Below are 19,009 nucleotides of genomic sequence, written 5' to 3' on the forward strand. Positions count from 1 at the left end.
CGTCGCTTTGACGCTGTGTTCCGCTCAAACCTGCCGGTTTTGACCCTTGATACTGATCTGTCCACCCGAAGCGTACTCTTATACAGTAATAAGCGACATCGAAGATATCGAAAAACAGAACACTTGATCTAGCGATTCAGATCGATGGACGAGACTGACTGAAGGGATCCACAGTGGACGATTCTCGAGATCGATCAACACACGGATTGAACGCGTTCACTAGCACCCCGAACCGTTCGAAAGGAGCGGAGAAAACACTCACCACAACTGCGTTTTGGCGGTATTTATTCTCTTTCCTCAGTACCGGAATGATGGTGAGACAAACAGGATAAGCGATCTGGTATGTGTGCCCTCTCGATTTGAGACGTACTGTTATTGGACGAAGTCAACGCTGAAATGCTCTATTTTTATCTTAAATTGTAGTATCTCAGGGCCTTCGTATCTTAAACTGTAGGGCTTCCTCTGACGCCTGGAGAGTCATGAGGTTCGAGATAAAATCCCTTAGCTCGAAATATGGGGTAGATTGAAGGTCCGGGAATCGAATGCGTTCAATATGGCGGAGTCCCCCGAAACAACTCGGAAATCTGTAAAGACGTACGTTCCCGAGTACCAGAAAGACGAGTGGAAATCCCACGCTGAAGAACTCGGAATGAGCCAAAGCGAATTTATTCGAACGATGGTTCAAGCCGGTCGAAAGGGGTTCGATTCCCCGATCGAGGAACCCCGTTCTGGGGCCGCTAACCCTGGGGGTAACGGCCTCGAAACACGGGTCCTAAATTTACTGTCTGCTGATACGTACTCGTGGGACCAACTCCTCGAGGCAGTAAGTGACAACATCGAAGACCGACTCGAGGAGACGCTCGAAGAACTGCAGGCCGAAAATCGAATTCGATACAGCGGTCGCCACGGTGGGTACACCACAACCGGTGATACGAATGGCAACTGAGGCCGAATCGGCAGAGTCCGTCAGCGATCCGATCGAGTATTTTCTCGACGACCAGCGATATCACGGCAAGAGCGACCGCACGCTCGAGGCCTACGAACGGGTTCTCCGGGAATTCGAGAGCTACGTCTGTTCGGAGTTCGACGGTGTCGAATCCCCGGGCGACGCCGACCGACGGGAGTGCATGGCCTGGATTCACTCCCTTCGCGGGCACCGGAAACCGAGTACGATCGCAACGTATGCGTCCTATCTCAACCGATTTTACGACTACATGAACCGGGTCGGAACGTTCGAAGATAATCCTATGGCGCTTGTTATGGAGGAAATGTCCGAATCCATCGATACGAACCCTACGCGGCGTGAGATCTCGATTTCGGAAATGCGCTCGTTCGTCGATTCGATCGGTCACCCGCTCGAGCGAGCCGTCCTCGTTACTCTCCTCAAAACGGGGATGCGTGTCGGCGAATGTTGCAACCTCGACGTTCGAGACCTCAATATCGACGTTTCGGCCCTCGAGTACGATCTCGAGCCGCGCGTACAACTCGAGCGCCGACCGGACTCGCTTTTCGTCTCCGCAGAACCGTCTCGAGGGACGAGTGTCAACGGGGAGGAACGAACGGCATCCAACAAACGGGAACGGGACACTATCATCCCCGTCGACGACGAGCTTCAGGGGGTTCTCATCGAGTGGCTCGCGATCCGTCCGGATAGTCGCTCTCCCGCGGAACCGCTCTTTCTCGATACCGGTGATTCCTGGGGGGAACGGCTCACTCCGTCGGATATTCGATATATCGTCGAGAAACACGCTCGAGAACGAGGCTGGTATCGCACGGGTGGTGGTGCAACCGAAAACGTGACTCCCCACTACTTCCGGCACTTTTTCACCACTCACCTGCGAGATCGGACTGGAGATCGTGGTGTTGTGAAGTACCTCCGCGGAGACGTCGCAAGCGACATCATCGACACCTACACCCATAACTGGGGTGATCAGGTTCGGGCGGTGTACGAATCGAATATTTACACACTTTCTTGATCGGTGTTTTCCATCGAATTCTACTAGAGAGAGTTATTTACTATGATTGTACTCAATATACACAGTCTTGAACCAGACAAATAAATCTTATTTCGCTATATCATTTTCTCGCCCCTGGGTGCCAAATAGATGCGAGAGATGATGCTCGATGTGACGTTCGTGCCTGAACTGTGGGATCCGAGCCTGAGCTCCACCTCTCCAGTGCGTTGATGCAAATTCCACAGCGGACCTCCGCGAACAGTCTACTCGAGTAGTCTCTGAACTCGGCTAGGTAGCGGCTCAATGCACAGCGTGGGTGTTCGTTACATCTATTTTTCAGACGTATTGAAAGAGTGGTGGACAATACTGATTCGGCATTTCAGAATCGCACGCTCAGCGCATGAAACAAACGGTGCTGTGACAGTGTCACCACTCGCAATCTGGGCGATCATAGGATGAACCGGGCGTCAGTCGGGTGGATCGAGACCATAGCACTGATTCGTCACGGTCAGAAACTGGTTCGCGTCCACACACGGCGCGTACGATCGATTCTCGCCATCGATGGCAATCTTCACGAGTAGGTCAATCAGCCGCCACACGTTATACAGGACGCACGCGAACGCGAAGTTGAAGAATCGGTAATCGCGCTCGGTCGAGGTGGTTCGAACCATGAAGTGTTTCTGTTTCTTGAAGCCGTTCTCGATACCCCAACGGTGACGATACCATCGGATGAGTCGCTCGATCATGTGGACGAACGCCTTCCCGTCCATCTGCTGATCGTCGGCGTCATGGGCGGTGACGTACGGGTGGTTCGTCTCGAACACCACGGTTCCGGTCGTATCTACGTCTCCGCCCTGCGCCTTCTGCTTACGCTCTTCCACTTCTTCTTCGCGCTGGATATCCGTGAGCAACCGCGAGAACGACAGCCCTTCACTCGGCTCGCCTTCCACGTCCTCGAACTCCCAGTCGCCGCACATCTCCTCCCACGCTTCTGACAGTCCCTCGCCCTCATCCTTGTCGTCCGAACTCAAGCGCTTCGGAAGATAGATCTGCTTGTGCGTGGGCGTACCGTCGCCCGGCCCCTCCTCAGTGACGTGAAAGCGCTTACCGTTACGATACATCCACGCGATGGTGTCAGCTTTGTCGCTGTTGGTGAAGATGCGCGTCGGGTTCAGGTAGTGGACGTCGTACTCTTCGCAGGTGTTCTTGACGGGTTTGCTATCGAACTCACGGTCCATCATCACGAGGTCGATATCGGCCATCTCGGTCGCCTGCGACAGGAGTTCCTCGACGATCTCATCCTTCGACTGACCGCGTACGCGCGGGATGACGTCGAGAACCAGCGGGATGTTCATCCCGACGATCTTACACACTGCCCACTGGTAGTACTCGTTGCCGTCTTTGTACCCGAGGATATCGTCTTCGTGGTCCTCTACGTCACCAGTGAATGGGAACCCCTTGGTCACGTCGATGGCTGCCCAGAGTTTCCCAGTGAATTCGCCGTGCTGGCGGGCACGGTCGATCAGCATCTGTGTAGTGTTTCGCAGCATCGAACGGATGTCGGCGACTGAGAGCTTCTCGATCTGGTAGCGGTGGGTCGATCCCGACGGAACTCTGTCACGGGTCGTATCGAGAAAGAACGAGGCCGGGCCACTCGCGGCATACATGTCCTCGCGCATCCCCATGTAGGCGTGCTGTTCCCAGAAGGTGTTCTCGTGAATCTGCCAGTTTCGACCGCGGTCGAGCGCGAACGCGTCGGTCACGAACGGCTTGGCCTGCTGCCACACTTCGTCGGTTTTCTCGGCGACGAGTTGATGTTCGGGAGGATCATCGGCGTTTGGTTTATCCGGTTCGTCGCTGCCGATCCGATCAGGGAGTGAAATTTCGCAGGCATGCGCGGCTGTGACGATGCTGTCAGCACACTCCTGTGTGGCGTCACGCAGTGCCGCGCTGAAACGTTCATTCCACGCCCGCCAGAACGTCGATTGATTCGGGAGCGTCTTGAAGCCGAGATTCTGGCGGAGCGAGGGATTCGCTCGAAGGTGGTCGTGGAGCGCGGTCTCGTCCCAGCCGTTGATTTCTTTGATGATGGACGCTCGGACGTGTGTCGCCATCGGATACGGTCCCAAATATGGCGCTAACGAATCGTGTGTGGCGAATGTAATATAGTCAATTGGGAGACGGCAAACCAACGTCTCGATGTCAGCGTAGTCCTCGCAATGCTCACACTGCGACTGTGCGATGGTGGCGACATCCGAAATGAATCCGCTGAGAGCGTCGCTTGCTCTTTCTGGTTCTGAGGTGAAAAAGTGGAGCTGTCCGCGGTGATCGGTGAACTCCCCGGTGAGAGTCGATGTATCTGTCTTCGCGCTGTGGTTCGGTCGGTCTACGACCGTCGACTTCGTATTGATGCGTGTATCCATGATGGCTGAATTCAATGCAGATTCTGTGTCTAGAGCATGCGTGTGCCACAATTTTCCTTGATTGATCCACTTAGTTACATTATTTCATTTTATCCATGAACGTTCTTCTCTGGGTTGCTCACAGATGAGGCGTATCATTTAAAACAAAACTGATGAGTATTGGAGAGAGAGACCAGACATATATTGTTTACAGGCTTTGCCGCAGGTACTCACCTGTGAGCGAGTCATCCGACTCTGCAAGTCGTTCTGGTGTCCCTTCGAAAATCACTTCGCCACCTCGAATCCCCCCGCCGGGTCCGAGATCGATAACCCAGTCGGCCTGTTTAACGATATCGAGATTGTGTTCGATGACGATGACTGTATTACCATCTTCGACGAGAGTATCCAGCACTGTTATGAGCTGGTCGATGTCTGCCATGTGAAGGCCGACAGTCGGTTCGTCAAGGATGTAGACGCCATCCGAGTTGCCGAGTTCACTTGCGAGTTTGATGCGTTGGCGTTCCCCACCGGATAAACTGGTCAACGATTGTCCGAGAGGCAGGTATCCTAGTCCGACCTCTTCTAACGTCGTGAGCGTCTCCTGGATGGTGGGATCTTCGAAGAATGCGGCTGCCTCCGAAACGGTCATTGCCATCACCGCAGCGATCGTTCTCCCCCGTAATCGGTACTCCAGTGCCTCGTCACTATATCGTGTCCCGTCACAGACTTCACACGTGGATTCGATGGGATCGAGGAACGCCATATCAGTGTACGTGAATCCACGGCCATCACACGCAGGACAGCCACCAGTCGAATTGAAGCTGAAGAGTGACGTACTCACCTCGTTCGCTCTAGAAAACTTCTCACGGATGCTATCCATCATCCCACTGTATGTTGCAGGGACCGACCGAATTGATGTGCTTATTGCGTCCTGATCAATGTACACAGTATCGTCGTGTTGTTCACGGAACGTCTCGATGAGTGAACTTTTTCCTGCGCCGCTCACACCTGTGACCACGGAAAGTACCTCCCGAGGAATTGTGACGGTGATATCCTGTAAGTTGTTCCGAGTCGCGTGTTCGATGGGTAACTGGCCAGTCGGTGATCGAAACGATGATTTGATCGATCGGGTCTTCCGGAGTTCGTTTCCAGTGGGTGTGTCCGTTCGTTGAAGTCCCTCGATGCTACCTTCGTGCAGAATCTTCCCCCCGTTTTGCCCGGCTCCGGGACCGAGATCCACAATATGGTCTGCTGCGTTTACCACGGTCGGATCGTGTTCAACGACCAGTACAGTGTTACCATCATCTCGGAGTTCGTAGAGCAGTTCGACGAGATCCCCAACGTCGTGTGAGTGAAGACCGACAGTTGGCTCGTCAAAGATGTAGATAAGGCCTGTGAGACCACTACCAAGTTGTTTTACGATTTTCAACCGCTGTGATTCGCCGCCGGACAGTGTTTCAGTCTCCCGATTCAGCGTCAGGTAGCCGAGCCCGACGGACTCAAGGTGTGTTAATCGGGAAACTATCGCGTCTACCAGAGGGTTTGCATCGGGCTCCTCGAGTGCTTCCAGTACCTGCCTCAACTCGGCAACTGGCATCTCGGAAAGGTCCGCGATATTGTAGCCGTCGATCCGGCTCCGTAATGCGTCCTGATTGAGTCGTGCGCCGTCACAGACTGGACACTCGCTCTGAGAGACGAGCTGTGCAACCTCCTCTTGAAGAGTCTCGCTCAGATCATTGATGTCCCGGTTGATGTATAACCGCCGGAACTTCTCGACGAGCCCCTCGTAATCGCGTTCTGTGGTCCCTCCCTTTGTGGAGAACTCCACTGTAGTATCCGTACCGTACAGCAGAGTATCCCATTCATCTTCCGTGTACTCTTTCAGTTTCTTGTCGTTGTCAAAGAGTCCCGAATTCGTGTAGATTTTCCACTGGTATTTTCCGACCGCGAACTGCGAGAAGTTGATCGCCCCTTCGTTCAGTGATTTCGACGTGTCGAGAAATGCGTTCAGATCAAGTGATTGGGCTTTTCCCAACCCATCGCACTCCGTACACATCCCATCTGGATCATTAAACGAGAAGGCGTTCGAATAGCCAACAGAGGGAGTACCGAATCGGGAATACAACAACCGCAAAAAGGAATGAATATCGGTATACGTTCCCACGGTAGATCGAGCATTGCCGTGTATTCGTTGCTGGTCCATGATGATTGCAGTGGACAGGTTCCTCAGTTCGTCCGCTTCCGGCTGTCCGTAGGTTGGCAACCGGTTACGCACGAACGGTCTGAACGTGTCGTTCAACTGCCGTTGGGCTTCTGCCGCGATCGTATCGAACACCAACGAGGACTTCCCGGCACCCGACACGCCGGTAAATACGGTCAACTTCCGCTTTGGGATATCGACTGATACATCTTTCAGATTGTTCTCTCGTGCTCCGACGACCGATATGTACTCCGGACGAGCACACGTGAGGTTTCGTTCTGTCATTTCGTGTGTATTGTGGTTATTTCGGCCTGGCATCCGTCGCTCGTTTCATCAACACCGTCGCAACACTACAGAGAATCAGCGTGAATACGGATAGTCCGAGAATCGACGGTCCAAGGACGCTCCAGTCCCAGCCGTCGAGCATGAGTACTCGAATGGCATCGACACCGTACGTCACCGGGTTCAGTACGCTGATTGCCTGAATCCAGTTCGGTAAGAGGTCTTCCGGGAGAAATGCGGTACTCACGAACAACAAGGGTAACGCGAAAAAATTTGTCGTAATGATTGTCGCATCTTCGTTCTGCGTCAAGAGCGCGATTATATTCGAAAGCGCCGCAAACCCGAGACTAAAGACGACGCTGAGAGCGATAATTCCGACTACCCCGAGAATTCCTGTCTGGACGGTCGCACCGAGAACGAGGGCGACAACGAGGATGATGACAACCTGTATGATCGTTAGTACTGACTCGGCAATCGTCTTCCCGAGGAACATCGATGCCCTGTTCGTCGGCGACGCGAGCATCTTGTTGAACACACCTTCACGCATATCGTAGACGAGGTTGATTCCCGAGTTTGATGCGGAGAACAACGCGACAAGGACGACGACCGCTGGTGCGAAGAATTCGACGTAATTCACGTCTTCGAAGCCGGGAAGGCGCGTAATCGACTCGAACACCTGTGTGAATAGTACCAACCACACGATCGGCTGAACGAGGCTAAAGAACAGCACGTAGGGGTTTCGGAGGTTCTTCGTCGACCACCGTTTGAACGAGGACCAAGTGTCGGAGAGAAGCCACGACCGCAAGGTGTGGCTCCTCCCGGGAGTCTGATTCTCGCAGGTCATTGATCTGTCCTCACTCCGGAAACGTTTGCAGGTACTCGGTCACTCGAATCAGGGGGATCGTTGCTCGCGTCGTCGAGTGTCTGCCCCGTCAATTCCAGAAAAACATCGTCAAGTGACGGTGACCGGACGCTGAACTCCGTGACAGTCGCGCCGGCATCGTTCAACGCGGACAGTACGTCGGGACCAATTCGTCGTGCATACGGCGAGGAGATGACGACGCCGGTGGCGGTGGTACCGACTGAATCGGAGTCGGTGAGGATCTCCGATCGTCTAATCTCGTCCTCGGCCTCCGTCGGTCCGAATTGAGACGCTAGGTCGAGTGTGATCTCGAGGGCTTCACCGCCCACAGCGGATTTGAGTGAGTCGGGAGCGTCAACTGTCACGAGTTCGCCGTCGTTGATCACGCCGAGCTTCGAACAGAGATAGTCAGCTTCTTCTAGGTTCTGAGTCGTCAAGAAGATCGTCGTCCCGTCATCGTTGATTCGTTCGAAGTACTCCCAAAGCCGCAGGCGCGATCTTGGATCGAGACCTGTGGTCGGCTCGTCGAGGAACAGGAGCGTTGGCTCGTGGACGAGACTTGTTGCGATGTCGAGGCGTTTTTTCATTCCACCCGAGAACGTTTCGGCTTGCTTGTCCGCGACCTCCTCCAGTTCAACGAGATCGAGAAGTTCCCGAACACGCTCATCTCGCTGCGATTTCGGGACGTGGTATAGTTCACAGGCGAGCACAAGATTCTCTCGAGCAGTGAGCTGTGGATCGACGCTGGTCTCTTGGGACGTGTACCCCACCGAGGCTCGAATCGCCCGGGGGCTTTCATTGCTGTCAAACCCGTTTATGACAACTTCTCCCGAAGTCGGCTGTAAGAGCGTTATGAGCATTTTGATGGTCGTTGTTTTTCCGGCTCCGTTCGGCCCGAGGAATCCGAAGAACTCTCCAGCGGGAACGGTGAAACCCACGCTCCGGACCGCTTCAGTCCCATCTGAATACGTAAGTGAGAGGTTTCGAACCACGATAGCCTCACGTTCCAAACCAGCCGAGGTTGCGGTCATCGGAGTCTAGATCGTCTCTCGAGGAGACTTTCCCCCATTTGAGCCCGTACCGACGAATGAGCCGTAGGTGCAGTTGAGCTCTTCCACCTCGGAGTTCGGAGGTAGTTTGTTCTCGAGTTGACGCCGTCTATGCGTTCTAAAGGGGTTCTATCTATAGAAGTGATGTCCTCACTAACGTTCCTCCCGCGGTGTTCTAATTTAGTCATGTGACTAAACATTGGTTGACGAGATGATAACTGTTCCGGTCGTGTGGTCCACATTCGGATTACATGATTCCAGCCGAATATACCGAAGCCACTACGAACAGATACTGTGAACCTGTTCATCAAGTTCGGTATCGCTGCGCTGTGCTCCCTAATCGGTGTTCGCTCTCAAAATTCCGGAACCCCTGTACGTTCCGTCGAACGGGACAGCCGGGATTGATACGAAGGGTGTGGCTGACTCCGCTAACGAGTACCGATAGAACACCACCTTCAATCTGTTCCGGTAACAAGCAGACGCATGGAGAACCCTGGAAACTACCCAGATTTCGATGATCCATACTGGGATGACGTCCCAACGGACAAGGTATTACTTGAAGCAACCGTCTGGGTACTCGCAGAACAGGGGCATCAGGGCCTGACAATTCGACGTGTAGCTGGTCGCGCGGGGCTTAATCGTGGTCTTATTCACTATTATTTCGATTCGAAACACGATCTATTATTATCATTACTCGATCACATTCTCGAAGGGATGGAAACATTTCTCCAGCTTGACAACGAGACACCACCAGTCGAGCAACTCTGGAGCGTGCTCGAATTTCTCGCATTCGGACCCGATGGAATCGAGGATAAGGGGCGTCACTATAACGAAGCGATCATACAATTGCATGTTCTGGCCCCGTACGATCCCGAAATTCGCCAGCGACTCACACGAAATTACCAGTTTACGATCGACCTGTTAAGAAGTATCGTTGAACGTGGAATCGATGAAGGGGTTTTTCAGCCAGTCGATTCGGAACAGCTGGCCGTGTTTTTGATCTCAACAATTAATGGAGCTCGCCATGCCGACCTCACACTCGACACCGACACGAGACGTGAAGCGGTTTTACAGCACCTGAAGCGAGTGATTCCAATGGCACCAGAAAATGAGTTCTGAGCATAATCTCCCAGCCAATGACGTTCTCTCAGTCACACCCAGAAATTGACCTCCGGCAGATGGATTTCTCATACACGGTAGATGCCGAAACCAATCCCGACAGTCTAAATTTCGAGGATATCTATGCATTACTAATCGATCTAGCCGCCCTCAGGTAGTCTAGGGAGCAGAAAATCGCATCGTAGAATATGACCGAATTAGCCTACGCAATCGGGTTAGTGTGTCGCAGTTCGGACGTCCCCAACATTGAAAATATCCTCTTGCAGTCCGTTCCCCTCGCAGTCGTCGTTTGGACACTCGTAGTGCCAGCCATCACGCGTCGCTTCGCCCTCGCTAAATCGGTCACCGCAAACGTGACAGCAAAGTTGTGACTTCTTGCACGAGTCCCGGTGCAGTTCGAGCGCAAGTTCAGTCTGAAACGACTGATTACAGTTACGACAGGTGTGCATGTTTTGTCAGACGGCAGCATCCGTAAAAACTGCTTGGGTTCTCTTATTCTACACGAGCGGCTCTGGTCGGCGTCCTTTCTATCGATTCAATTCCACGAACGCAAACGAACGACGAGAGGAGTCCTCGAATTCGAAACCCTCGTTTTCCGTCTCTCGAAAGCGATACGCGAGCGCGATCTCGTCCGAAGTTGGTGTCTGAAATCAGTTACGTCCTATGTCACGACCGGTCAGTCTTCCGGTCTACTCGTCCTGACCGAGAATGCCTCGTTCGGTCATCTTGGCCGGATCGAGAACCTCGTCAGCCTCATCCTCGGTGAGGTACTCCTTCTCGAGGGCGACTTCCCGAACGGTTTTGTCCTCCTTGAGCGCCGTTTTGGCGACTTCGCTCGCCTTGTCGTAGCCGATGTGGACGTTGAGCGACGTTGCGAGCGCCATCGATTCGAGCACTGCCGACTCACAGTGGTCGCGGTTCGCTTCGAGCGGGTCGACGAACCGGTCCGCGAAGATCGAACTCGAGTTCGCGATCAGTTCCGCGGACTCGAGGAAGTTGTGTGCGAGAACGGGCTTGTAAAGGTTGAGATCGATCTGGCCTTCGGCGGCTGCCGAGGAGACCGCGGCGTCGTTCCCGATGACCTGTTTGTGGACTTGGTTGACAGCCTCGGCGACGACGGGGTTGATCTTGCCGGGCATGATCGAGGAGCCCGGTTGGTTCTCCGGTTGTTCGAGTTCGCCGAGTCCGTTTCGGGGCCCCGACGCGAGCAGTCGAAGGTCGTTCGCGATCTTGTTGAGCGAACCGGCGACGACGCGAAGTGCGCCGTGGGCCTCGGACATCGCGTCGTGGGCGGCTTGGGCTTCGAAGTGGTTGTCAGCCTCTCGGAACTGGACGCCCGTCTCTTTTGTGATGTACTCCGCCGCGCGGCTGGGGAACTCCTCGTGGGTGTTCAGTCCGGTTCCGGTCGCGGTTCCGCCGAGTGCGAGCTCCGAAAGGTGATCGCGAACCTTGTCGACGCGGGAGAGGCCTTTCTGGACCTGGGCCCGGTAGCCGCCGAACTCCTGTCCCAGCGTGACCGGCGTGGCATCCTGGAGGTGCGTTCGACCGGTCTTGACGACGTTGTCGAACTCGTCTTCTTTCCGCTCGAGGGACTCACGGAGCGTATCGAGCGCCGGGATGACGTCCTTTTCGACGGCCTCGAGGGAAGCGACGTGCATGGCCGTGGGGATCACGTCGTTGCTCGACTGACCGTAGTTGACGTGGTCGTTCGGGTGGACGACGCGGTCACCGACCTCCGCGCCCATGATTTCGGCGGCACGGTTCGCGATAACCTCGTTCGCGTTCATGTTGGAGGACGTTCCCGACCCGGTCTGAAAGACGTCGACGGGGAATTGGTCGTCGTGTTCGCCCGCGATGACTTCGTCGGCCGCTTCGATAATCGACTCCGCGATTTCGTCGTCGACGAGTCCGAGGTCTCGATTCGCCTGCGCGGCGGCCTTCTTGACGATGCCGAGAGCTCGAACGAACCGGCGTCCGAACGAGATTCCCGAGATGGGGAAGTTCTGGATCGCCCGCTGGGTCTGTGCGCCCCAGTAGGCGTCTTTCGGAACCTGCATTTCGCCGAGACTGTCCTCCTCGATGCGGAACTCGTCATCCTCTGCCATACGCGGAGTGTGTCGGTGAGTCAGGTAAAAGCCACCGAAAGGGCGACGCCAATAGTCGGAACTGACGTAAGATCGCGCACGACGATCGGTCGGAAAAAGCGGTCCGAGGGTATACGGACCGATCAGGTGAAGTCTACGGTCAGCCCGAGATCGTCGTCTTGGGCTCGCTCACGTAGCGTCCGCTGGAGTTGTTTTCGACTGGTTACGTTCACGTCTCGAGCGTCCTCGAGGTCAAGGTCGTAGATCGTGGGTGCGGTCATCGAGAACGAACTGGAACTCGCGGTATCGACGACGACCGAGGCGAGGCCGAGTCGACGCTGAAAGACCGACCGGCGCGTCGAAACCGTCTGGATACGGTAATAGGGGATAACGGTCGTTCGACGCCGCCAGAAGCCGCGCCGAACCACGAGGTGATCCTCGCCGACGAAATACTGGATGTTGACGTAGCGCAAGTGTGCCGCGGGCGGAACGGCGACGAACACGATCGCGGAGAGGTACCACTGCTCGAGCGTCGTCGCCAGCGAGACGCCGAACGCGATGGCAACGATCACCCCCGCAATGATCGAGTATCGAGCGAGGTACCGTCTGCGAGCCAGCTCCGGTGGACTGAGGAATTTTGGAGTCTCGGCCCCCGTTAGCCGTTCGGCAAATTCGTAGACTCGTGCCTTCTGTGCGAGCGGAACGGCGGACTGACTGCCGCTACTGCTTTCCGGGCCGTACCCTGCCGTCTCGATCCACATTCCTGCGTAGTCGATCAGGCGCTGTAGCGGGTTGTCGGTCACGGTGACCGACTGGATCTTTTCGGCCGGGATCGAGCCGCTATAGCGCTGTACCAATCCGCGTTCGTAGACGAAGTCTTGGCCCGCACGGCTGAGTTTGAAGCCGTAGTACGTTGCGAACGTGTAGGCGACGCTCACGAGATACGTGACCGCAACGGCGTAGACGAACGAAACGGCCGTCAAAATACCGTAATCTCCCGCAGTTCCCGTCTCGAGATTTTCCGGCCCGCCAACCGGTTGTGCCACGGTCAGTAAGTGGTTGATCACTGGGTCGATAGCGATGAAGACGAAAAACAGGAGCGCTGCGCCCACTGCTGGACGGAACGACGTGAACGAGTACAACAACAGCTCTCGAGCCTCGAGATCGAACAGCGATTTTTCCCGTTCGGCGTGGTCCCGTCGCTGAGTGGCTGTCGAAGTCGATACGGGGTCGGCTGACGGCTCCCCACCTCGACCATCTACACTCTCGTCGCGGTGTTCAATCGGATCTCCCGCTTCGTTTCGGTCCCGAACGGACTCTGAATCGGCCGCTGGAACGTCCTCGAGGTCGTCCGTCGAAGACTTCGATCGCGTTTCCGTCGCTTCCGCAGTTCGGCGACGAATCTCCCGCTGAAGCCGGTTTGCTTCTTCCTCGCTGACGAAGTTCAGGACGGCTTCCGTATTGCCGCCGCCTGCGGTTTCAATCGAGACGACGGCGAGACCGAGGAGCCGTTGTAGAATGCCGACCCGAACGTCGACGTTCTGAATTCGCCTGTAGGGGATTTCTCGGGACCGCCTCGAGAAAACGCCCGAGGAAACGTCAAACGTAGTGTCAGTGATCTCGTACTCGAACCGAAAGTAGTAGACGATTCCGTAGGTCCCACCGAGGAGGAACCCGAGCGGGACGGCGACGGTCATCCAGGCGCCCGAAACGAAGTCGACGAAGGCGGCAAGCCCGGTGACGACTGTAAGGGCGATAAATAACCCCGCGAGCGCACGCCGGAGTGCCAGTGTGACGGCACTCAGTGGGTGAAGTCGATTCATACGGCGTCGTCCGTATCGCTCTCGACGGCCAGTTCTCGAAGCGTATCCTGTAGACTTCGGGCGCGATCGGGTGTCAATCCGGGAACGCGGACGTCCGCGTTTCGCGATCCTGCAGTGTAGACGACGACGCTCGAGAGACCGAGTGCGCGCTCGATGGGCCCGAACTGCGTATCGACGTGCTGGACTCGGACGAACGGCACCGCGGTCTCGACGAACGTCACGACGCCACGTTCCAGATAGAGGGCGTCGTCTTGCAGTTCGAACTGCCAGACCTGATAGAGCCGAACCGCGTAGGCGATTCCGAGGATTGCGGCGACTGCGACCACCGCGGCGATCACCTCCATCGGAACGTCGACGACTATTCGATCAACACCAACGAGCACCGCGCCGAAAATCGCTGCGACGATCGCTCCTTGAGCGATCCACAGCAGCCGAATACGGGAATTGAGCGACTCCATGTCAGTATCGTATTAGCTCTGGACGATAAATGTGGGGTTATCTCGATGGCTTACGATGCGTCTTCGTACTCTTCGGGCGTGTACGTCGACAACTCGAGGGCGTGAATATCGGTCGTCATGTGGCCGTCGAGTGCGTCGTACACTTTCTGGTGCTGTTGGACGAGGGGAACTCCGTCGAACGCGGGGGAGACGACCGTCGCAGCGAGGTGGTCATCGTCGTGTTTTCCTCTCGCGCGCGTGACCGTAGCGTCTGCGTCTTCGAGTTCCGATTCGATGAGGTCTTCGACGTCTGCCGGGTTCATATCGTCTCTTTTGGTACCTCGATGCAAAAGCGACGCGGTACAGCGCTGTCGACGAGTACATCTAGAAACAACCGAGTTGGAACCGGCCAGCAAGTGAGCCGAGGCGGCGAACGGCGGGTGATCCACGCCGTTTAAGCCGGTCGACTTCGCGGTAGTGGATATGTCCCTTGCGAGCGAGACGCGTCGAGCCGCCGAGGCCCACCCGTTTCTGATCTCCGCTCTGCGGGCGGGTATCGTCAACTACACCGCTGGCGCACGCTTTCTCGAGGTCGACGGCGAAACGGACGCCGTCGCGACGGCGCTTCGCCGATACGCCGAGGACCTTCCCGAATTCGGGAATCAATCGCGAACCGTCCGCGTTACGATGGAAAGCGGTATCGGACCCCTCGAACACCCTTCAGAAGGCAGAGGCGAAGCCGACGAGTTGCTTACCGTCGGTGGATCGTCGTTCGGGCCGTCCGGTGACGGGTTTACGGCTATTCTGGTCGCTGGCGATATCGCCCCATCGTCGCTGGCTACTGGTCTTCAGGCGCTCGCTCTCGAGGAAATCGCGACCGAAGCGGCCGGTATTTGCGACGGAACGATGATCGTCGTCGTCGAACGGTTGGACGGCGCAAACGCCGTTCGTGCGATCGAGCGGGTGCTCGCAGAGGCGACGACACCACCCCGCGATACCGCCGCACCTTAGTAACGCTCGCGTTCGACGACCCACAACGTGGTAGCGCTAGTCGCACCGATTACGAGCAGTACTATCAGCGAGTTGAATCCGACGGTGACCCCGAACCTCGCGAAGCTGAGACCGATCACCACTGCACCGACGCTTCCGCCGAGATAACACAGCGACCGGAGCCCGCCGATCATCGCACCGGTGTACCGTTCGGAGCATGCGCTTGCGTGACTGTTGATAACACGATCGCGCGCAGGGAGGATGCTATTGAGGCCGAGACTGAACACGGCGAGCGTTGCGAGAACGCGGGATAACGAGGAGACAAACGACAGAACCGCGAGCGCGACTGCAGCGGTTAGGAACCCCGAAACGAGAATCGGAACGGCTCCGACCCGGTCTCTGAAAACGCCGCCGAACAGCGCGGCGACCGCACCGATTCCAAATATTCCCCCCGCATAGAGGCCGCCGAGCGTCAGCGTGAGCGACGTCGTTTCGATGAGATATAGCGGGAGAATTGCCAGGAGCGAGTTCGACGTCGTCGTGAATGCCGTTCCAAACGCGACGACGAGGAGCGTGTTGGCCGAAAACAAGTGTTCGCGGAACGTCGCGAACGCCCGTCGTGCCGTCGGAATTCGCTTCGCTTTCGGACGAGTCCGGACCGAAGCTGGGTTCGTGAAATAACACAGGAAAACGAGCGGAACCGGGACGAAAGCGAGCAACAGTGGGACCGTATAGACATCGTACGTCCTGAGGAGCAACGCGACGGCGACTGGACCGACGACGTATCCCAGCGGATTCGCGGCGGTGAGTATTCCCAGCGCGGTTCCCTCCGTTCTGTCGGGAACTGTGCGAGCGACTGCGATTTGACTGACAGTTCGGTAACTTCCGATTCCGGATCCGACAACGAAAACGGCGACGAAAACGTGAACGTAACTACTGGCGACCGCGAGCGAGCCGAGGGTAACGCTGGTCGCGAGAATACTACCCACGATAACGTTTCCGGGACCGAGCCGATCAGCGAGGAATCCGGCAGGAAACTGGCTGAGTGCGTATCCGCTAAAAAACGCGCCAAAGAGAACGCTGACCCCAGTGTACGTCGTCTCAGTCACCTCGAGAAAATCGGGGAGAGAGATCGAGAACGTAATGCGATAAACGCTGAGTACGAACCAGATTCCGGAAAGGAGGGCGACGCCAACGAATGCCGATGGAACGGTTTCAGATCCGAACCCGTTCAAGGGCGAACCGTCGTCTCCGGTACGGTCGCCGACCGGCTTCTTTTCATCCATTGGAGCATATGGCATTCGAGTAACAGATAATAGTTTCTATCCTGTTACTATACCGTCTTATTCTCCGCGGAAAATGTGGCCACCATTTACGACGAACGAGTCCACTCGAGCCCCTGTTGGCGAGGATTCCTTCGGGATGGCGATACCCCACAGCGTGGGCGAAGTCGCACCCTATCCAACGCTTTAACTTCGATCCGTGGTTACTGGAACGTAATGACCCTGCGTATAACGAACACGTTGACGGGCGATTCCGAGCCGTTCGAGCCACAGGACCCCGATAACGTCTTGCTCTACTACTGTGGCCTGACAGTTTCGGACCCGCCCCACCTCGGACACGCGCGCTCGTGGGTGCACGTGGACGTGATGCACCGCTGGCTCGAGTATCTCGGCTACGACGTCCGTCACGTCGAGAACTTCACCGACGTGAACGAGAAAATTGCCGCTCGCGTGGGCGAAGACGACCTCGGCGAGAGCGAAGCGGAAGTCGCTCGGACGTACATCGAGCGGACGATTTCGGATATGCGATCGCTAAACCTCCTGCGAGCGGAAGTCTACCCTCGGGTCTCCGAACACGTTCCGGAAATCATCGACCTCGTCGAGACGCTCATCGAGAAGGGGTACGCGTACGAATCGAACGGGTCGGTCTACTTCGACGTGACGCAGTTCGAAGAGTACGGCAAACTCTCGAATCAAAATCTCGAGGAGATCGAAGAACAGGGCGAACCTGACGAACGAAGCGAGAAGCGCCATCCGGCTGATTTCGCGCTCTGGAAGGCCGGCGGCGTCGATCCGGACGCGATCGAGGAACACCGCCACGAGGGAGTCGCGGGCGAACCGCCCGAGGGGCTGACGTGGGACTCCCCCTGGGAAGAGGGCCGTCCCGGGTGGCACATCGAATGTTCGGCGATGAGCATGACCCACCTCGGCGAGACGCTCGACATTCACGTCGGCGGGCGCGACCTCGTCTTTCCACACCACGAAAACGAGATTGCCCAATCCGAGGCGGCGACCGACCACCAGTTCGCCAACTACTGGCTCCACTGCGAGCTGTTCCAGATGGACGACGAGAAGATGTCCTCGAGCCTGGGCAACTTCGTCACGGTCGACGAGGCGGTCGATGCGTGGGGAACGAACGCGCTCCGAACGTTCCTCACCGCGGGGTCGTACAACAGCAAACAGCTGTACTCCGACGAGACGATCGCCGAGGCCAGAGAGCGCTGGGATCGACTCGAGCGGGCCTACGAGACCGCCGTCGACGCCGTCGATTCGCCCGATGCGAAAACGAAAGCCGAAGACGACGAGCTTCGTACCGCGGTCGACGACGCTCGAGACGCGTTTACGGCGGCGATGAACGACGATTTCAACACGCGCGAAGCGCAGTCGGCGTTGCTCGAAGTCGCGACGGCGATCAACCGGCACGCGGATACGGCCGGGACTGCCGACGGCGATGTCGAATCATTCGATTATCGAGGACTTCGCCGGGCCGTCGACACGCTCGAAGAGTTCGGTGGCGTTCTCGGCCTCTCCTTCGACGGCGAGACGACCGGATCCGCCGAGCTCGCCGGGGACGTCGTCGAACTGGTGCTCGACATCCGCGAAGAAGAACGCGGCCGGGGGAACTACGACCGCGCCGACGAGTTGCGGGACGAGCTCGAGGCGCTCGGCGTGGAAGTTCAGGACACCGACGAGGGGGCGACCTACCGAATAGAAACCGACGAATAACGCGAGTTGTCAGCTGGATACAGGCTAGTAAGAACGGAATACACCGATCCGCGTCCGGGAGGGCACACGATACTTTTACTCGCCGAGGAAGTGCCCAGACAGTATGGACCGACGAGTATTCCTCGCAACCGTCGGGGTCGGGGGCGCGGGACTCACTGCGGGGTGTATCGGAGCGTTTCTCGAGGATTTGACTACCTACGAGGCGACGCCTGCAGAGATTTCGAGCGGTGCGCTCGAGGAAACGGGCTACGAACACGACGGAACCGACGAATGGGTCGAAGAGGAATCGGTCGCGAGCGAAACCGTCGAAGTGACGAACTACGCGAACGAGTACAGTCGAACGATCGATCTCTCGATTCTCGGCCTCGGGGAAATCGAAGCCGGCGTGTTCGGAACGATCGCGACGCCGCAGGTCGAAGTGGCCGGAGAAAATCACAACCCGATCGGAGAAATGGGGGCCGGCGAACTCCTCGATCTCGTACAGGACCGCTACGGGGACCTTTCCGTCGATACCGATACTGAGGTCGACGAGCGAGAACTCGAGGCCGTTTCCCAGACGGTATCGATATCGACGTACGAGGGCGAAGCGCAACTCGAAGACGAAGGGAGCGTCGACGTGTTCGTCGATCTTACACAACCCGACCACGGGGACGATCACCTCGTTTTCGCGGGCGTCTATCCGCAGGACATCCCCGACGAAAGCGATCGGCTCGACACCTTGATCGAGGGTGTAGAGCACGGACACGAGTGAGGGGTTCTTACGGATTGATGGAAGTCATTCGCTTTACAGGCCTAGTG

The 19,009-nt window shown here is 56.6% G+C and carries 16 protein-coding genes; 6 read left to right on the top strand and 10 right to left on the bottom strand.

Annotated elements, in window-relative coordinates; all coding sequences use genetic code 11:
* Positions 1-553 precede the first annotated feature (553 nt).
* Together ACZ5C7_RS16420 and ACZ5C7_RS16425 are read left to right on the top strand one after the other, a co-directional pair.
* Entirely contained in the window at positions 554-946 is a 393-nt protein-coding gene (locus ACZ5C7_RS16420; RefSeq protein WP_464377358.1) for a DUF5805 domain-containing protein, read from the top strand.
* Positions 936-1,976 carry a tyrosine-type recombinase/integrase gene (locus tag ACZ5C7_RS16425; protein WP_464377359.1) on the top strand — a complete coding sequence of 347 codons (1,041 nt, stop codon included), beginning with the start codon at positions 936-938 and terminating at the stop codon, positions 1,974-1,976. Before ACZ5C7_RS16420 ends, ACZ5C7_RS16425 begins: the two co-directional genes overlap by 11 nt.
* A gap of 446 nt (positions 1,977-2,422) precedes the next feature.
* On the opposite strand, the gene ACZ5C7_RS16430 is transcribed toward ACZ5C7_RS16425, so the two are convergent.
* The 4 genes from ACZ5C7_RS16430 to ACZ5C7_RS16445 form a co-directional block, all read right to left on the bottom strand.
* Positions 2,423-4,069 carry a transposase gene (locus ACZ5C7_RS16430; RefSeq protein WP_464377360.1) on the bottom strand — a complete coding sequence of 549 codons (1,647 nt, stop codon included), beginning with the start codon at positions 4,067-4,069 and terminating at the stop codon, positions 2,423-2,425.
* Between the two features lie 496 nt (positions 4,070-4,565).
* Complete coding sequence (locus tag ACZ5C7_RS16435) at positions 4,566-6,392, bottom strand: ATP-binding cassette domain-containing protein (RefSeq protein WP_464377361.1); 1,827 nt, start codon at positions 6,390-6,392, stop codon at positions 4,566-4,568.
* Positions 6,393-6,858: 466 nt separating this feature from the next.
* Entirely contained in the window at positions 6,859-7,644 is a 786-nt protein-coding gene (locus ACZ5C7_RS16440) for an ABC transporter permease (protein ID WP_464377362.1), read from the bottom strand.
* A 35-nt stretch (positions 7,645-7,679) separates the two neighbouring features.
* Positions 7,680-8,732: an ATP-binding cassette domain-containing protein gene (locus ACZ5C7_RS16445; RefSeq protein WP_464377363.1), complete on the bottom strand. Its 1,053-nt coding sequence runs from the start codon at positions 8,730-8,732 to the stop codon at positions 7,680-7,682.
* A gap of 501 nt (positions 8,733-9,233) precedes the next feature.
* On the opposite strand from ACZ5C7_RS16445, the gene ACZ5C7_RS16450 reads away from it, so the two are divergent.
* Positions 9,234-9,869: a TetR/AcrR family transcriptional regulator gene (locus tag ACZ5C7_RS16450; protein ID WP_464377364.1), complete on the top strand. Its 636-nt coding sequence runs from the start codon at positions 9,234-9,236 to the stop codon at positions 9,867-9,869.
* 215 nt (positions 9,870-10,084) lie between these two features.
* Here the strand turns inward: ACZ5C7_RS16450 and ACZ5C7_RS16455 are convergent, their stop codons facing one another.
* From ACZ5C7_RS16455 to ACZ5C7_RS16475, 5 genes are all read right to left on the bottom strand, one after another.
* The gene (locus tag ACZ5C7_RS16455; protein ID WP_464377365.1) at positions 10,085-10,318 is read right to left on the bottom strand and encodes an HVO_2901 family zinc finger protein; all 234 of its coding nucleotides are present in this window, start codon (positions 10,316-10,318) and stop codon (positions 10,085-10,087) included.
* Between the two features lie 240 nt (positions 10,319-10,558).
* Entirely contained in the window at positions 10,559-11,974 is a 1,416-nt protein-coding gene (locus ACZ5C7_RS16460; RefSeq protein WP_464377366.1) for a class II fumarate hydratase, read from the bottom strand.
* A 122-nt stretch (positions 11,975-12,096) separates the two neighbouring features.
* Entirely contained in the window at positions 12,097-13,776 is a 1,680-nt protein-coding gene (locus tag ACZ5C7_RS16465; RefSeq protein ID WP_464377367.1) for a PH domain-containing protein, read from the bottom strand.
* Entirely contained in the window at positions 13,773-14,234 is a 462-nt protein-coding gene (locus tag ACZ5C7_RS16470; RefSeq protein ID WP_464377368.1) for a PH domain-containing protein, read from the bottom strand. The genes ACZ5C7_RS16465 and ACZ5C7_RS16470 overlap by 4 nt, the downstream gene beginning before the upstream one ends.
* 50 nt (positions 14,235-14,284) lie before the next feature.
* Positions 14,285-14,536 carry a BolA family protein gene (locus ACZ5C7_RS16475; protein ID WP_464377369.1) on the bottom strand — a complete coding sequence of 84 codons (252 nt, stop codon included), beginning with the start codon at positions 14,534-14,536 and terminating at the stop codon, positions 14,285-14,287.
* Positions 14,537-14,696: 160 nt separating this feature from the next.
* Here ACZ5C7_RS16475 and ACZ5C7_RS16480 point away from each other — a divergent pair, with 160 nt between their 5' ends.
* Positions 14,697-15,224 carry a DUF7523 family protein gene (locus tag ACZ5C7_RS16480; protein ID WP_464377370.1) on the top strand — a complete coding sequence of 176 codons (528 nt, stop codon included), beginning with the start codon at positions 14,697-14,699 and terminating at the stop codon, positions 15,222-15,224.
* Here ACZ5C7_RS16480 and ACZ5C7_RS16485 read toward each other — a convergent pair.
* Positions 15,221-16,489 carry an MFS transporter gene (locus tag ACZ5C7_RS16485; protein ID WP_464377371.1) on the bottom strand — a complete coding sequence of 423 codons (1,269 nt, stop codon included), beginning with the start codon at positions 16,487-16,489 and terminating at the stop codon, positions 15,221-15,223. The two genes, ACZ5C7_RS16480 and ACZ5C7_RS16485, sit on opposite strands and share 4 nt — an antisense overlap.
* Before the next feature lie 213 nt (positions 16,490-16,702).
* Between ACZ5C7_RS16485 and cysS the strand changes: the two genes are divergently transcribed.
* Both cysS and ACZ5C7_RS16495 read left to right on the top strand, forming a co-directional pair.
* The gene (gene cysS / locus ACZ5C7_RS16490; protein ID WP_464377372.1) at positions 16,703-18,211 is read left to right on the top strand and encodes a cysteine--tRNA ligase; all 1,509 of its coding nucleotides are present in this window, start codon (positions 16,703-16,705) and stop codon (positions 18,209-18,211) included.
* 103 nt (positions 18,212-18,314) lie between these two features.
* On the top strand, positions 18,315-18,962 hold the full coding sequence (locus ACZ5C7_RS16495; protein WP_464377373.1) for a DUF6517 family protein: 648 nt from the start codon (positions 18,315-18,317) through the stop codon (positions 18,960-18,962).
* Positions 18,963-19,009: the final 47 nt, after the last annotated feature.

The organism is Halostagnicola alkaliphila (assembly GCF_055379965.1).

What these genes read in the sequence shown, in the direction of transcription:
- ACZ5C7_RS16460 (WP_464377366.1), bottom strand. Translation starts at nt 11,974, where the DNA reads ATGGCAGAGGATGACGAGTTCCGCATCGAGGAGGACAGTCTCGGCGAA.
- ACZ5C7_RS16425 (WP_464377359.1), top strand. Translation starts at nt 936, where the DNA reads ATGGCAACTGAGGCCGAATCGGCAGAGTCCGTCAGCGATCCGATCGAG.
- ACZ5C7_RS16455 (WP_464377365.1), bottom strand. Translation starts at nt 10,318, where the DNA reads ATGCACACCTGTCGTAACTGTAATCAGTCGTTTCAGACTGAACTTGCG.
- ACZ5C7_RS16465 (WP_464377367.1), bottom strand. Translation starts at nt 13,776, where the DNA reads ATGAATCGACTTCACCCACTGAGTGCCGTCACACTGGCACTCCGGCGT.
- ACZ5C7_RS16485 (WP_464377371.1), bottom strand. Translation starts at nt 16,489, where the DNA reads ATGGATGAAAAGAAGCCGGTCGGCGACCGTACCGGAGACGACGGTTCG.
- ACZ5C7_RS16445 (WP_464377363.1), bottom strand. Translation starts at nt 8,732, where the DNA reads ATGACCGCAACCTCGGCTGGTTTGGAACGTGAGGCTATCGTGGTTCGA.
- ACZ5C7_RS16450 (WP_464377364.1), top strand. Translation starts at nt 9,234, where the DNA reads ATGGAGAACCCTGGAAACTACCCAGATTTCGATGATCCATACTGGGAT.
- ACZ5C7_RS16475 (WP_464377369.1), bottom strand. Translation starts at nt 14,536, where the DNA reads ATGAACCCGGCAGACGTCGAAGACCTCATCGAATCGGAACTCGAAGAC.
- ACZ5C7_RS16480 (WP_464377370.1), top strand. Translation starts at nt 14,697, where the DNA reads ATGTCCCTTGCGAGCGAGACGCGTCGAGCCGCCGAGGCCCACCCGTTT.
- ACZ5C7_RS16470 (WP_464377368.1), bottom strand. Translation starts at nt 14,234, where the DNA reads ATGGAGTCGCTCAATTCCCGTATTCGGCTGCTGTGGATCGCTCAAGGA.
- ACZ5C7_RS16420 (WP_464377358.1), top strand. Translation starts at nt 554, where the DNA reads ATGGCGGAGTCCCCCGAAACAACTCGGAAATCTGTAAAGACGTACGTT.
- cysS (WP_464377372.1), top strand. Translation starts at nt 16,703, where the DNA reads ATGACCCTGCGTATAACGAACACGTTGACGGGCGATTCCGAGCCGTTC.
- ACZ5C7_RS16495 (WP_464377373.1), top strand. Translation starts at nt 18,315, where the DNA reads ATGGACCGACGAGTATTCCTCGCAACCGTCGGGGTCGGGGGCGCGGGA.
- ACZ5C7_RS16430 (WP_464377360.1), bottom strand. Translation starts at nt 4,069, where the DNA reads ATGGCGACACACGTCCGAGCGTCCATCATCAAAGAAATCAACGGCTGG.